The sequence below is a fragment of the Qipengyuania pacifica genome, from assembly GCF_019711555.1.
Taxonomy (GTDB): domain Bacteria; phylum Pseudomonadota; class Alphaproteobacteria; order Sphingomonadales; family Sphingomonadaceae; genus Qipengyuania; species Qipengyuania pacifica.
Genome location: NZ_JAIGNQ010000004.1, coordinates 235,798 through 249,971 on the forward strand (window position 1 = coordinate 235,798; position 14,174 = coordinate 249,971).

General features: G+C 61.3%; 14 protein-coding genes. 3 read left to right on the forward strand and 11 right to left on the reverse strand.

All coding sequences use genetic code 11. The annotated features are described in order from the left end of the window. Positions 1–4 precede the first annotated feature (4 nt). Entirely contained in the window at positions 5–904 is a 900-nt protein-coding gene (locus K3177_RS13795; RefSeq protein WP_221598713.1) for an ABC transporter permease, read from the reverse strand. Between the two features lie 71 nt (positions 905–975). On the opposite strand from K3177_RS13795, the gene K3177_RS13800 reads away from it, so the two are divergent. Together K3177_RS13800 and K3177_RS13805 are read left to right on the forward strand one after the other, a co-directional pair. Beyond that, positions 976–1,665 carry a GcrA family cell cycle regulator gene (locus K3177_RS13800; protein ID WP_221598714.1) on the forward strand — a complete coding sequence of 230 codons (690 nt, stop codon included), beginning with the start codon at positions 976–978 and terminating at the stop codon, positions 1,663–1,665. Between the two features lie 197 nt (positions 1,666–1,862). Then, positions 1,863–2,384 carry a DUF1993 domain-containing protein gene (locus K3177_RS13805; protein WP_221598715.1) on the forward strand — a complete coding sequence of 174 codons (522 nt, stop codon included), beginning with the start codon at positions 1,863–1,865 and terminating at the stop codon, positions 2,382–2,384. Here K3177_RS13805 and K3177_RS13810 read toward each other — a convergent pair. From K3177_RS13810 to K3177_RS13840, 7 genes are all read right to left on the reverse strand, one after another. Next, positions 2,374–3,060, reverse strand: coding sequence for a spermidine synthase family protein (locus K3177_RS13810; protein WP_221598716.1), 687 nt, complete (start codon positions 3,058–3,060; stop codon positions 2,374–2,376). The genes K3177_RS13805 and K3177_RS13810 overlap by 11 nt on opposite strands. Positions 3,061–3,133: 73 nt before the next feature. Then, positions 3,134–3,886, reverse strand: coding sequence for a hypothetical protein (locus K3177_RS13815; protein WP_221598717.1), 753 nt, complete (start codon positions 3,884–3,886; stop codon positions 3,134–3,136). A gap of 151 nt (positions 3,887–4,037) precedes the next feature. Continuing rightward, entirely contained in the window at positions 4,038–6,329 is a 2,292-nt protein-coding gene (gene pnp / locus K3177_RS13820; protein ID WP_103024239.1) for a polyribonucleotide nucleotidyltransferase, read from the reverse strand. Between the two features lie 173 nt (positions 6,330–6,502). Continuing rightward, a complete protein-coding gene (gene rpsO / locus K3177_RS13825; protein ID WP_103024238.1) occupies positions 6,503–6,772 on the reverse strand; it encodes a 30S ribosomal protein S15 in 270 nt (89 codons plus the stop codon). Positions 6,773–6,777: 5 nt separating this feature from the next. Next, on the reverse strand, positions 6,778–7,776 hold the full coding sequence (truB, locus tag K3177_RS13830; protein WP_221598718.1) for a tRNA pseudouridine(55) synthase TruB: 999 nt from the start codon (positions 7,774–7,776) through the stop codon (positions 6,778–6,780). Further along, positions 7,773–8,465 carry a site-2 protease family protein gene (locus K3177_RS13835; RefSeq protein WP_103024236.1) on the reverse strand — a complete coding sequence of 231 codons (693 nt, stop codon included), beginning with the start codon at positions 8,463–8,465 and terminating at the stop codon, positions 7,773–7,775. Before K3177_RS13835 ends, truB begins: the two co-directional genes overlap by 4 nt. A 25-nt stretch (positions 8,466–8,490) precedes the next feature. Next, positions 8,491–9,069: a thymidine kinase gene (locus K3177_RS13840; protein ID WP_196847890.1), complete on the reverse strand. Its 579-nt coding sequence runs from the start codon at positions 9,067–9,069 to the stop codon at positions 8,491–8,493. Between the two features lie 117 nt (positions 9,070–9,186). On the opposite strand from K3177_RS13840, the gene K3177_RS13845 reads away from it, so the two are divergent. After that, positions 9,187–10,800: an AbgT family transporter gene (locus K3177_RS13845; protein ID WP_247714502.1), complete on the forward strand. Its 1,614-nt coding sequence runs from the start codon at positions 9,187–9,189 to the stop codon at positions 10,798–10,800. Between the two features lie 3 nt (positions 10,801–10,803). On the opposite strand, the gene rbfA is transcribed toward K3177_RS13845, so the two are convergent. The 3 genes from rbfA to infB are packed head-to-tail and all read right to left on the reverse strand — an operon-like array spanning position 10,804 to position 14,164. Then, entirely contained in the window at positions 10,804–11,202 is a 399-nt protein-coding gene (gene rbfA, locus K3177_RS13850) for a 30S ribosome-binding factor RbfA (RefSeq protein WP_103024233.1), read from the reverse strand. Next, positions 11,202–11,612, reverse strand: a complete 411-nt coding sequence (locus tag K3177_RS13855; RefSeq protein WP_247714503.1) for a PaaI family thioesterase — start codon at positions 11,610–11,612, stop codon at positions 11,202–11,204. Before K3177_RS13855 ends, rbfA begins: the two co-directional genes overlap by 1 nt. After that, positions 11,612–14,164, reverse strand: a complete 2,553-nt coding sequence (gene infB, locus K3177_RS13860) for a translation initiation factor IF-2 (RefSeq protein ID WP_221598720.1) — start codon at positions 14,162–14,164, stop codon at positions 11,612–11,614. The genes K3177_RS13855 and infB overlap by 1 nt, the downstream gene beginning before the upstream one ends. Positions 14,165–14,174 lie beyond the last annotated feature (10 nt).

Consider the following 14,174-nt stretch of genomic DNA (forward strand, 5'->3'; position numbering starts at 1 on the left):
ACGATCAGTTCTTGATCTTCCAGCCTGATACAAGAAGCCGGTAAGTCACGAAGGCCAGCACCGCGTTCAGCGCCAGAAGGCCGAGCCCAGCCAGCATTACAGCCGTTCCATCGCCGATATCGCTTTGCCCGAGGAAGCCGTAACGGAAGCCTGAAATCACGTAAAAGAACGGATTTGCCCGGCTGACGGACTGAAACGCGGGCGCAAGCCGGTCGATGATGTAGAACGTGCCCGAAAGCATGGCGAGCGGAGCGATTACGAAATTCGTGACGGCCGCGTTGTGATCGAATTTTTCGGCCCAGATCGACGCGACCAGACCCAGCAGCGAAAGCATCAGCGCCCCCATCAGGCCGAACCATACCACCGCCCATGGGTGAGCCATGGCAAGGTTGACGCCCGGATAAAGCAGCATGGCACCAGCCACTACGAAGCCCACGGCAACCGCGCGCGTCATTGCAGCGCCGACGATCCCCGCCATCAGTTCGCCTTCGGACAAGGGCGGCATCAGTAGGTCGATGATGGTTCCCTGGATCTTGCCAGACAGCAGCGAGAAGCTCGAATTGGCAAAGCCATTTTGCATCATTGCCATGGCAATCAGTCCCGGCGCGACGAAGGTCGGGAAGTTCACTCCCAGCACTTCGCGCCCCCCACGGCCGAGCGCTACCGAAAATATCACGAGAAAAAGCAGCGTTGTGATCGCTGGAGCCCAGATTGTCTGCGTCTGGACCTTGAGAAACCGGCGTATCTCCTTAATATAGAGACTCCACAGGCCAATCCCGTTGATCCCCCGGATCACCGGGCGTCCCCGCGGCGGAAAACGGCCCTCCCCTCCGGCATGGTCCTCTACGAAAGAGGCGTCCGGGTGCTCGTTTTCGGGCGATGCGGGCTGGGCTTGATCCACCATGAGGCCGCGACTAGGCCCAAGCGTCCCAGCTTGCAAGCTGAGGCGTCAAGACACGAGATACAGGACTGCAGATGAGCTGGACCGACGAACGGATCGCAACGCTGAAGAAGATGTGGGAAGGTGGATCTACCGCCAGCCAGATTGCCGACGAACTTGGCGGCGTCAGCCGCAACGCGGTGATCGGAAAGGCACATCGCCTCGGCCTCAAATCACGTCCGTCGCCAGTCAAGGCGAACGAGAAGAAGAAACCTGCGGTGAAGGCCAAACCCGCTGCACCCAAACCGGTCGCAAAGAAGCCGGTAAAGCCTGCAGCGAAACCCGCTCCGGCCGCTCCAATTGCTCCCGCAAAACCTGCGGCGGCGCAGCCGCCAGCGCCCGATGCCTCAATCCCGTCCCAGCCCCTGCCCAACAAGTCTTCGGACCTACCCAAGATCGTTTCGGTGGGTCCGGGCGGTTTTCTCCGTCAGGGCCCGGGCGACCAGCAGGCCCCTATCCCGCCGGCGCCGCCCCGCCGACTGGTGCCGGCCAAACCAAGTGCGGAGATCGCCGACAAGACGAGCCTGCTGGATCTGTCGGACAAGGTATGTCGCTGGCCCATGGGTCACCCTGGCGAGCCCGATTTCCACTTCTGCGGGGAGTCCGTAAATCCCGGCTTCCCCTACTGCGTCGAACATTGCGGCCGGGCGTATCAGGCACAGCTTCCGCGAGGCGCGCGCCGTCCTCCTCCGCCCCTGCCCTTCGGCGGACCGCGCGTACGCTGATCGACTGTCCGAACTCCTCGCCTTCTCCTTCATCCGCGATGCGGAGAAGGCGAGCATAGTTTCACGACCTATCGAAAGGGGCCCGAACATCTGCCGGGTCGGACGCTGGCGTTTGGCCAATTTCGAAATGCCTCATTGATGCATATGTGACACGTCAGTTAGACGTCGACACGAGCGAACAAGAGAGGATCCAGTCGATGCCACTGTCACTTCACGCCGCCTATGTGCCCAGCGCCCTCCAAATGCTTGGGACAGCCAAGCATCTAGTCGATACGGCAGAACAATGGTGCGACGATCACGGCCATGACCATGCCGACATCACCGGCGCTCGGATCGTCGATGACATGCTGCCCTTTTCCTATCAGATAAAGAGCGTTGCCGAACATACGAAAGGGTCGATCGAAGGTCTACGCGCCGGCGTCTATTCCCCCGACCTGTCGCCGCCACCTGCAAGTCTCGGCGATTTGCGCACCAAGCTGTCGCAAGCGACCGAATTCATGAACGGCCTGACCGAAGAGGACATGGAAGGGTTCATCGGCCAACCCATGCGGTTCGAATTCAAAAGCAACCGAATGGATTTTACCGCTGAAGACTTCCTGCTGAGTTTCAGTCAGCCGAACTTCTATTTCCACTGCGCCACTGCCTATGACATCCTGCGCATGAAAGGCGTCCCTGTCGGCAAACGCGACTTTCTGGGGCGAGTGAGGATCAAGCCCTAGTCTTACGGGCAAACCAGATGGTGTGCCGCGGGCCCTTGTTATTGGGCCTTGCGCGCACTTCGCGCACCTCCACGTCGAAACCGCTTTCCTTCAGGCGCATGGTGAACCTGTGATCGGGAGCAGCAGACCAGACCGCAAGAATGCCGCCCGGCTTCAGTGCGTCGCGCGCCTTGCCGAGCCCCGTCTTGCTGTAAATACGATAATTGGCATCGCGTACGATCCCGTCGGGGCCGTTATCGACGTCGAGGAGAATGGCATCATATTTGGCGCTCGTTCCGTCGTTCGCGTCGTCAATAAGGGCGGCGACGTCACAAATCACGACGTTCCCGCGGCGATCCTGAAGGCTATCGCCCGTGAGATGGGCTAGCGGACCTTCAGCCCATTCCAGTATTTCCGGCACGACTTCGGCAACGGTGACGGTGCCCTTCTCCGGCAGGCCCGCAAGTGCCGCGCGATAGGTGAAGCCCATTCCGTAGCCGCCGATGAGGATACGCGGAGCCTGCGCATCGAGTTCGGCCAATGTGAGCACCGCAAGCTGTTCTTCGGAGAACTGCATGCGCGTACCCATGAGTTCGTCCCTGCCGAGCATGATGACGAAATCGCGCCCGTGACTAACGAGCGTGAGTGTTTCGCCATCGGGTATGTCGGCAGTGGCGATCGTTTCACGCGGCAGCACATTTATCTCCGGAAAGGTCCCCGCCCCTAACCCAAATCATGCTCGCGTCAAACTCAAGGCGTCATTCGTACGATCAGTGCCCGCTGTAAGCGTCTTCGCGCCAGTCGCCGCGTTTGACTTCGCACCACTGGACGGGGGACGATGTCCGCTGATCTCCAATTTCAGGAATAAGGGTGTAGCTCACCTGACGGCAGGTGCGGTCCGAATAGGCAGTGGCTCCGCTCACCAAGACATAGCCGCGTTCGCCATTATCCTTCCACATGCGAGCCTTTCCGCTTTTCAGGGCCCGCACGGTCGTACGCCGCACTGCCGACTTGTCGGGGCCGGCGAAGGGTATCGCAACCGGTGCGCTGGCCGGCGGCGGGCCCAGCAGGATGAAAGGACCAGGCGACGCCTCTGACTTGCCGGACTTCGCCGTCTTGCCAGCTTTGGGTGTTGTCGTAGCATCATCTTCATCGATCGCCGCTGGTTCTTCGGCTTCGACGGTCGAGCGGAAGAAATCGGCAACGGTCCCGCCGGACAGAATGCCGCCCGAGCCTTCTTCGCTTTCCGTTACAACATCGCTATCGGCTGCACCGGCCGGATTGGCGTACATGTGCCACCCGTAGAGGCTGGCCGCCAGCAATAGCGCTGCCAGCGTCAGCAGAACGAGCAGGAGATTGTGCCGGTCCAGGCGCTGCGTTTCGGCAAGTTCCTGTTCGGAATAGCCCCGCTCGCGAAGCGTCGCGATCCGTTCAGACTGACGATTGCGTTTCGGGACTTTTGTCAAAGCAGCACTGCTCCACCCCGCCGCATGTTCATCCATGCTGATGACACCAACTCGCATGCGAGCACTCACATCCTTCATTATCATGTAGAAGTCGCAGTGTCATTTATCACGGTTAAAAACGGGTTAATTCATCATAACCAGGCACACTTAAAGAAAAGGGCCGAGAGGTCTCCCTCACGGCCCTTTCCCGAAAGTTATTGTGGAAGGATCAGTCCTTCAGGAAGTCCGGAACGTGGGCTTCGCCGCCACCGTTGCCGCCATCGCGATCGCGACGCGGACCACGGTCGCCGCCGCCGCGGCCACCACGGCCGCCACGACGATCGCCGCCGCCGCCACCGCCGCCACGCGGACCACGGTCACCGCGCGGTTCGCGCGGCGGACGAGTGTCTTCCAGCTCTTCGCCGGTTTCCTGATCGACGACACGCATCGACAGGCGGACCTTGCCACGCTGATCGATCTCGAGGACCTTGACCTTAACTTCCTGGCCTTCGGACACGACGTCGGTCGGCTTCTCGACACGTTCGTTCTTCATTTCGCTGACATGGACGAGACCGTCCTTGCCACCCATGAAGTTCACAAAAGCGCCGAAGTCGACGATGTTGACGACCTTGCCGTTGTAGATCTTGCCGACTTCCGCTTCTTCGACGATGCCTTCGATCCAGGCCTTGGCGGCCGCGATCTCGTCGGCGTTCGAAGACGAAATCTTGATCACGCCTTCATCGTCGATGTCGACCTTGGCGCCGGTTTCGGCGACGATCTCACGGATCACCTTGCCGCCCGTGCCGATGACGTCGCGGATCTTCGACTTGTCGATCTGGATGGTTTCGATACGCGGAGCATGCTTCGAAACCTCGTTGCGCGAACCGGTCAGAGCCTTGTTCATTTCACCGAGGATGTGCGCACGACCGGCCTTTGCCTGTTCGAGCGCCTTCTGCATGATTTCCTGCGTGATGCCGGCAACCTTGATGTCCATCTGCATCGTGGTGATGCCGGCTTCCGTACCTGCAACCTTGAAGTCCATGTCGCCGAGGTGATCTTCGTCGCCGAGAATGTCGGACAAAACGGCAAAATCATTGCCTTCGAGGATCAGGCCCATCGCGATGCCGCTCACCGGACGTTCGATCGGAACGCCGGCATCCATCATGGAGAGGCAGCCGCCGCAGATCGTTGCCATCGAGCTCGAGCCGTTGGACTCGGTAATGTCGGACAGCACGCGGATGGTGTACGGGAAATCGTCATGGGTCGGCAGCACGTTGTGCAGCGCACGCCAGGCAAGCTTGCCATGGCCGGTGTCGCGGCGCGACGGGGCACCGAAACGACCGACTTCACCGACCGAATACGGCGGGAAGTTGTAGTGCAGCATGAAGCGTTCGTACGACAGGCCTTCAAGACCATCGATCATCTGCTCGCTGTCCTTGGTGCCAAGGGTGGTCGAACACAGCGCCTGCGTTTCACCGCGGGTGAACAGCGACGAACCGTGCGCACGCGGCAACACGCCGACCATGGCTTCGATCGGGCGAACCTGATCGAGCTTGCGACCGTCGATGCGGGTGCCGTCCTTGAGGATGGCGCCGCGGACGATTTCCGCTTCCAGCTTCTTGGTCAGCTTGATCGCGGTCATGCGCTGCTGGCCGTCGAATTCATCCGAACCGTAATGCGCCTTGACCTTGTCGCGGGCGGCATTCAGCGCGTCCGAACGGGCCGACTTGTCGGTCTGCTTGTAGGCAGCTTCGATGTCTTTGCCGATCATCGCCTTGATGGCCGACTTCATGTCTTCATTGCCATCCTGCGAGGCAACGTCCCACGGATCCTTGGCGGCCTGTTCGGCCAGGTCGACGATCGCATTGACGACCGGACGGATGTTGTCGTGTGCGAAAGCAACGGCACCGAGCATTTCTGCTTCGGTCAGTTCCTTGGCTTCCGATTCAACCATCATCACTGCATCGCCGGTGGCGGCAACGACGAGATCGAGACGGCCGTCGTCGGCCAGGGCCGAGGTCTGCTTCGGGTTGAGAATGTATTCGCCATCCTTGAAGCCGACGCGGCAGGCACCGATCGGGCCCATGAAGGGAACGCCTGAAATCGTCAGGGCTGCCGAAGCGGCGATCATCGCCAGAACGTCGGGCTCGCATTCGCCATCATAGCTGAACACCTGCGCAATGACGTTGATTTCGTTGTAGAAACCTTCGGGAAACAGCGGGCGGACCGGACGGTCGATCAGGCGGCTCGTCAGCGTTTCCTTTTCGGTCGCACCGCGCTCGCGCTTGAAGAAGCCACCCGGGATACGGCCGGCTGACGAGAATTTTTCCTGATAATGGACGGTCAGCGGGAAGAAGTCCTGACCTTCCTTCACGCTCTTGGCGGCCGTGACCGCACAGAGCACAACGGTTTCGCCATATGTGGCGAGGACCGCGCCGTCAGCCTGACGGGCAATGCGGCCGGTTTCCAGAGTGAGGGTCTTTCCGCCCCACTCCAGCGATACGGTTTTCGTGTCGAACATGTATTTTCCTTGATGACCCGCACGGCCTTATTGCGATGCGGGGCCTACTGTGCCGGGTATTCCGTCCCGGTCCGGTACGAGGCTTTCGTCGCCTCTTTTCTCCGCCCCAGCGCCGGATTGCGCGGAAGCCGGATAAACAAAGGGGCGACCTGAGCCGCCCCTTTGAGAAACTCTTACTTGCGAAGACCCAGCTTCTGGATCAGCGCGTTATACCGCTCGACATCCTTCTTCTTGAGATAGGCGAGAAGGTTGCGGCGCTTGTTGACCATCATGAGGAGGCCGCGACGCGAGTGGTTGTCCTTGTGGTTGGACTTGAAATGCTCGGTCAGGTTGCGGATGCGTTCGGTCAGGATGGCGACCTGAACTTCCGGAGAACCCGTATCGCCCTGGGCGACGGCATTGTCCTTGATGATCTCTTGTTTCTTTTCGGCGGTAACCGACATACTTCTTACTCCGCGACATCCGGTAGGTTGAACCCCCGCACGACCTTCGCCGTACCGCCGCTGAGTTCCATCAAGGCCACCGGCACATCGTGCAGTGTCGCAAGGTGGAGCCCGTCGGCATGGGGCAGTTCCGAAAGTACCCGGCCCTGGCGGACCGCCTGCGCGCTATCGGGATCGAGTTGCAAGGCCGGGATGTCGTCCAGCCCCGCCTCGAGCGGCAGGAGGAGGTTTTCAATGCGCGCGCCCTTAGCGACTTCCTCCAGTTTGTCCAGCGAAATCGCCTGTTCTTCGGTGAACGGGCCGGCCTTGATGCGCCTCAGATAGGTGACATGCCCCAGCGTTCCAAGCGCGCGTGCGATATCCCGTGCAAGCGAGCGGATGTAGGTGCCCTTCGACACATGCGCCACGAGTGTGATGCTGTCTGCCAGTTCCAGCGGGGCTTGCGGATCGTAAGGATCGGGGCGGCCGGCGGTGGTGGCAAAAGCGGACCGCAATTCACCATCTTCGCGGTTACCTTCCAGGTCGAGTGAGTACACCGTAACGGCGCGTGTCTTCATCTCGACCTGTTCGCCGGCCCTCGCCCGATCGTAAGCCCGCTTCCCATCGATCTTTACAGCCGAATAAGCGGGCGGAACCTGATGGATATCGCCTGTGAAATGATCAAGCACTGCTGGAATCGCAGCCATCGGCGGGCGTCGGTCGGATGTTTCGATGACCTCGCCTTCGGTATCCAGCGTATCGGTTTCCTCGCCGAACTGGATGGTGAAGGCATAGATCTTTTCGGAATCGAGCATGCGACCGGCGAGTTTGGTCGCTTCACCCAGAGCGATGGGCAGCACCCCTTCGGCCAGCGGATCAAGCGTACCGCCGTGACCGACCTTGGTCTTAGCATAGCCGCCCTGCCGCAGCACACGCTTGACGGCCGAAACGGCCTGCGTCGAGCCAAGGCCGCGGGGTTTGTCGAGGATCAACCAGCCATGTGACGGGGGTTTGGTGCCGCTCATCCGGCGATACCGCGGGCCATCCACTCGGCAATCTCGAAATAGCGCTCCTGCAGCCACAAGACCGGCGGCAGCACGGTGTTCTCGATCAGGCCACTGTTCGGAAAGGCCCACGTCGCTGCGATCAGGATGATGAAGAATAGCATCCCCATCGATTGCAGCTTTTGCCAGTTCGCCGCCCATTTGGGCGGCAGCAAGCCGCCAACAATATGCGATCCGTCGAAGGGGGGGATCGGCAAAAGATTGAACAGTGCCAGGAATACGTTGATCAGGATGAACATCCCGCCTGCCGACAGCAGCCAATCCGGCGGCGTTCCGCCCGATGCGATGATGGTGCCCGAGACTGCGCCGAATACCAGCGCCCCGATGAAGGCCAGAACAAGATTCGTGGCCGGCCCTGCTGCTGCCACGGCTACCATTCCGAAACGTGGATCGCGCAGCCGGTCGCCGCGAACCGGCACCGGTTTCGCCCAGCCGAATATCGGCCCGCCGAACAGGGCCAGCGCTCCCGGCACCAGCAGCGTACCTATTGGATCGACGTGGCGGATCGGATTAAGCGAAAGGCGCCGCTGTTCCTTGGCGGTCGGATCGCCCAGAGCAAGCGCAGTCCAGCCGTGGGCAACCTCGTGAAAGACAATGGCGATGATCAGACACGGGATCAGAATCACCGCTAGCAGAATGGTTTCAGTCATGGCGCTCTAGATAGGGTGGGCCTGCCTAGCGCGCCAGCGCTTGGCGGAAATGCTTTCGGCACATGGCGACATAACGGTCGTTGCCGCCGATTTCCGTCTGTGCACCCTCGATCACGGCGTCGCCTCGCGCATCGACGCGCAGGTTCATCGTCGCTTTGCGACCGCAATCGCAGACGGCTTTCATCTCGATCAGCGCGTCTGCCAAGCCCAGCAATGCGGCCGACCCTGCAAACAGTTCGCCCTGGAAATCCGTACGCAGGCCGTAACACAGGACAGGGATGCCCGCATCGTCCGCCAGCCGGGCAAGTTGCCAAACCTGATCCTTGGTCAGGAATTGCGCTTCGTCCACCAGTACACAGGCGATCGGGCTTTCCGAATGATCGGCAAGAACGCGCGTTTCGATATCGGTGTCGACCTCGAACCGGTGGGCATCGCTCGATAATCCGATCCGGCTGGAGATCGCGCCGAAGCCCGGCCGGTCGTCGAGAGCCGCAGTCCACAACGACACGCGCATGCCACGTTCGCGATAATTGAATGCAGCCTGCAGAAGGGTGGTGCTCTTGCCCGCATTCATACTGGCATAATAGAAATACAGCTTGGCCATCGACTGGCTCTAGCCCTTGCGGCACCACCTGTTAAGCACGGTGTCAGAGAGGATGATCATGATCATCCATCCAACGAAGATGGTATTCAGGGATTTTCGATGGCGGAAGCAGGAGCGATGGCAATACCTACCCAGACCGGCATTCTGGGATGGGTCGAACGGACAGGCAACAAGCTGCCCGATCCAGTCTTCATTTTCTTCTATCTGATAATTGCCCTGGTACTTTTCTCGGTCGTTGCGGCGATGTCCGGCATCTCGGCAATGCATCCCACTGCGCTCGACGAGGTCACTGGAAATGCGCAGAGGATCGAGGCGGTAAGCCTGCTTTCGCCCGAGAATATCCAGCGCCTCTGGGTCGAAATGCCGACAACGTTCACCCATTTTCATCCCCTGGGCTACGTCCTCGTGGTCATGCTGGGCGCAGGGGTGGCGGAACGTTCCGGCTTCTTCGCCGCAGGCATGTCGAAGGCCGTGAAGAGCGCACCCAAGACGGTGCTGACGCCGGTAGTCGCGCTGGTCGCCATGATCGGCAATCATGCCGCCGACGCGGGCTATGTCGTGCTGATACCGCTTGCCGGAATCCTTTTCGCAGCAGCCGGTCGCCATCCGCTTGCCGGCATCGCGGCCGCTTTTGCCGGCGTCTCAGGCGGGTTTTCCGCGAACATCTCGCCGGGCCAGCTCGACGCTTTACTGTTCGGCATTACGGAAGAAGCCGTCGCCGCCAGCGCCCTTGATCCCTCCTGGACCGCCAACATTGCCGGCAACTGGTTCTTCATCAGCGTGATGACAGTCGTTTACCTGCCAATCATCTGGTACGTCACCGACAAGATCATCGAGCCGCGCTTGGGTCCATGGACTGGCGGCGCGACCGCAGGTCGAAGCGCTGACGATGCCAGCCCGGACCCGGCCGGGGAGACCGGCGAACTCGCCTCCAGGGGACTACGCCATGCAGGGCTTGCGGCGTTGTTCGTGGTCGGGCTTTGGCTCTTGATGGTGTTCGCCCCGGGAACGCCCCTGATCGATGAAGCAGCTTGCGAAGCGATCCCCGCGGCAGATTGCTCCATCCACGCGCAGCTGGCGCCTCTATATCGCAGTCTCGTTGCCGCTTTCTTCCTGCTCTTCCTGCTCACAGGCTGGGCCTATGGCCGCGCGACCGGAAGCATCAAGAGCCACCGTGATCTGGTCGAGATGATGGCCGAATCCATGAAAGACATGGGCTATTACCTCGTCCTTGCCTTCGCCGCAGCGCATTTCGTGGCCATGTTCGGCTGGTCCAACCTGGGTCTGATCAGCGCCGTTCACGGCGCGGCGGCGATCGATTCCACCGGCCTTCCCCTGCCGATCGTGCTTGGCCTGATGGTCGTCTTCACCGGATTGCTGAACCTGTTCGTTGGCTCCGCCAGCGCGAAATGGGCACTGCTTGCTCCCATCCTCGTACCCATGCTGATGCTGCTCGGCATCAGCCCGGAAGGTGCCACTGCTGCGTACCGCGTTGGCGACAGCGCGACCAACATCATCACGCCGCTGATGGTCTATTTCCCGCTCATCCTGGTGTTCGCCCAGCGCTGGCAGAAGGATTTCGGCCTCGGCAGCCTGACTGCGATGATGCTGCCCTATTCGATCTGGTTGATGGTCTCGGGCACAATGCTGATCGTGCTGTGGTTCTATCTCGGCATCCCGCTCGGGCCGGATGCCCCGGTAGCCTATGTCATGCCCGCCGCGATGCCGTAGCGATCAGTCTTCGTCGTCGAGGTCGCGTGCGACCTTGGGATCCGACAGCAGCTTTTCGATCCGATCGGCTTCGTCGAAGCTTTCGTCGGGTTGAAAGCTCAGCTTCGGCGCGAATTTGAGGCCGAGCCGCTGGGCGACTTCCTTCTGGAAGAAAGCCGTATTGGTACGCAGCGCCTTCAGCACGGTCGCCTCGTCTTCGCCCAGCAACGGCTTTACATAGGCCTTCGCGTTGCGCAGGTCGGGCGTCATGCGCACTTCGGTGACCGCGATATTGCTTGCCGAAAGCACGTCGTCATGCGCCTCCCCGCGCGCGAGCAGTTCGGACAGGATATGCCGCACCCGCTCACCCACCTTGAGGACGCGAACCGATTGCTGTTCGGGGGTGGACTGCTGGCGGACCATCACTTCTCTCCGGTAGGACGTGGGGTGGGAATGGCGGTGCTGGTCGACCGGGCGAGAAGCCGGTTCTCGCCATCGAACAGTTCGCCTTCGAGGAAAATCACCTTGCGCCCGCGCCGCACCACCCTGCCCTTGCCGATCAACGGGCCAGCCGGGACGGGCCGCAGCAGGCTCATGGAGATTTCCAGATTGAGCGGTGCTTCCTTCTGATCGGTGGCCCAGACATGTGCCCAGCCCATCACCTCGTCGAGGAAACCTGCGACCAGGCCGCCCTGCACGCTGCCGCGCGGGGTGATGAAGGTTTCAGGAGCAGTGAAGCGGAGCGTGATTTCCTCACGCTCCGCATCGAAATGATCGAATTCGACGCCCATCAGTTCCGCATGGGCCGCGCCCAGAGCGTGTTCGGACGCCATTACAGGGTACGCTCACGCTCCTCGACTTCGAAGACTTCCAGCTGGTCGCCAGCCTTGATGTCGTTCGTGTCGGCAAGCACCACACCGCATTCCAGACCGGCGCGGACTTCGTCCACATCGTCCTTGAACCGGCGCAGCGAGGCGATGGTCGTGGCCGAGACGATGACATCGTCCCGCGTGAGGCGTGCATGCAGCCCCTTGCGGATGACGCCTTCCTCGACCAGCAGGCCCGCGGCCTTGTCCTTCTTGCCCGAACGGAACACTTCCTTGACGGCGGCACGGCCGACGACATGCTCGATCCGCTCCGGACCCAGCTCGCCTGCCATCTCCTTGGCTATTTCCTCGGTCAGGTGATAGATGACGTCGTAATACTTCATCTCCACACCGTCGCGCTTCACCAGCTCGCGTGCCTTGGCATTCGGGCGTACGTTGAAACCGATGATCGGCGCGTTCGAGGCAGCGGCCAGTGTCACGTCGCTTTCGGTGATCGCACCCACGCCTGCATGCAGCACGCGGACCTTGATCTCGTCGTTCGACAGATTGTGCAACGCAGAGGTGATCGCTTCCACCGAACCCTGCACGTCGGCTTTCACCAGCACGGGGAATTCGATGACATTGGCGGCCAGGTTGTTGAACATCGTGTCGAAACTGGTCGGGGCCAGCGCCGTGCGCTTTTCCGTCGCCTTTTCCTGACGATATTCCGCCACTTCACGCGCACGCTGCTCGTTTTCGACCACGGTCAGCACATCACCCGCACTCGGCACGCCGCCAAGGCCCAGGACCTCGACCGGCATAGAAGGCCCGGCCTTCTTGATCTGCTTGCCCTGATCATCGACGATCGCACGGACACGGCCGCTCTGCGTACCCACGACGAAGGTGTTGCCACGCTCCAGCGTACCACGGGTCACAAGCACGGTCGCTACCGGGCCGCGGCCCTTGTCCAGCTGCGCTTCGATCACGGTGGCCTCGGCCATACGATCGGGATTGGCCCTCAGTTCGAGCAGTTCGGCCTGCACGCTGATGGCTTCGAGCAGCTTGTCGAGGCCGGTCTTTTCCTTGGCCGAGATTTCGACATCCTGCACATCGCCCGACATCTTCTCCACGATCACTTCGTGTTCGAGCAGGCGGTTGCGGATGTTGTCCGGATTGGCTTCCGGCTTGTCCATCTTGTTGATCGCCACGATCATCGGAACGCCGGCAGCCTTGGTGTGATTGATGGCCTCGATTGTCTGCGGCATGATGCCGTCGTCGGCGGCCACCACCAGCACCACGATATCGGTGATGTTCGCACCGCGCTGGCGCATCTGGGTAAAGGCAGCGTGGCCCGGCGTGTCGAGGAAGGTGACCAGGTCGCCGCTCTTCGTCTTCACCTGATAACTGCCGATATGCTGCGTAATGCCGCCGGCTTCGCCCTTGACGACATTGGCGCCGCGAAGCGCGTCCAGCAGGCTGGTCTTGCCGTGGTCGACATGGCCCATGATGGTGACGACCGGAGGGCGCGCCTTGAGCGTTTCTTCCGGATCGACATCTTCGTCGGCCGCAATATCGACGTCCGCTTCGGACACCTTCTGGATGGTATGACCGAACTGTTCGACGAGCAGTTCCGCCGTATCTTGGTCGATCGTCTGGTTGACCGTAACCATCATGTCGAGGTTGAAGAGTTCCTTGACGAGATCGGCCCCCTTCTCACCCATACGCTTGGCCAGCTCGCCGACCGTGATCGCCTCTGGGACGATAACGTCGCGTACCTGCTTTTCGCGCGGCTTGCTCGAGCCACCGCCCTGCATCCGGCGTTCCTTTTCACGGGCACGCTTCAGTGCGGCGAGGCTGCGCGCACGGCGACCTTCGTCCTCGTTGAGAGCCTTCTTGACGGTCAGCTTGCCCGAACGGCGCTTGTCCGGCGTTTCGGCCTGCGCACCGCGGGCGGGCTTTTCTTCCTTCTTCTTGCGCTCGGGCTTCTTGATTTCGGGTCGCGCGACCGGTGTGAATCGGCGCGGGGCCGGCGCAGGCGTTGCAGACGACGCTTCCTCTGCCGGTGCCTCTTCGGCAGCCGGTGCCGGTGCTTCGGGCTCCTTCTCGGCCTTCTCTGCCTGTTCGACCTTCTTCGGCTCTTCGGCGGCCTTCTTGGCCGCTTCTTCCTCGGCCTTGCGGTTTTCTTCCGCCCGCTTCTTCTCGTCTTCTACTGCCTGCCGGGCCTGCTCTTCCTCGCGCTTGCGCGCTTCTTCGGCCTGGCGCAGCCGGTCTTCCTCGGCTTCGCGCTGAAGCCGGGCGACACGTTCCTGCGGCGTCTCGTTCGACGGGGCAGGCTTCTTCTTGACCTCGGGCTTTGCAGCCGTCGGGGTCGGCGCAGGAGCCGGCGCGGGCTCGGGCGCCGGCGGCGGAGGTGGCGGCGCAGGCGGCGTCTCGCCGGGCTTAACAAGCTTGCGGCGGCGCTTCACCTCGACCGCCACCTTGTTGGTGCGGCCGTGGCTGAAGGTCTGCTTGACCTCACCCGGTTGCGCGCCCTTCAGGGTAAGCGGTTTGCGGGCTGGTTTCTTGTCGTCGTCGCTCATTCTTGCTCGT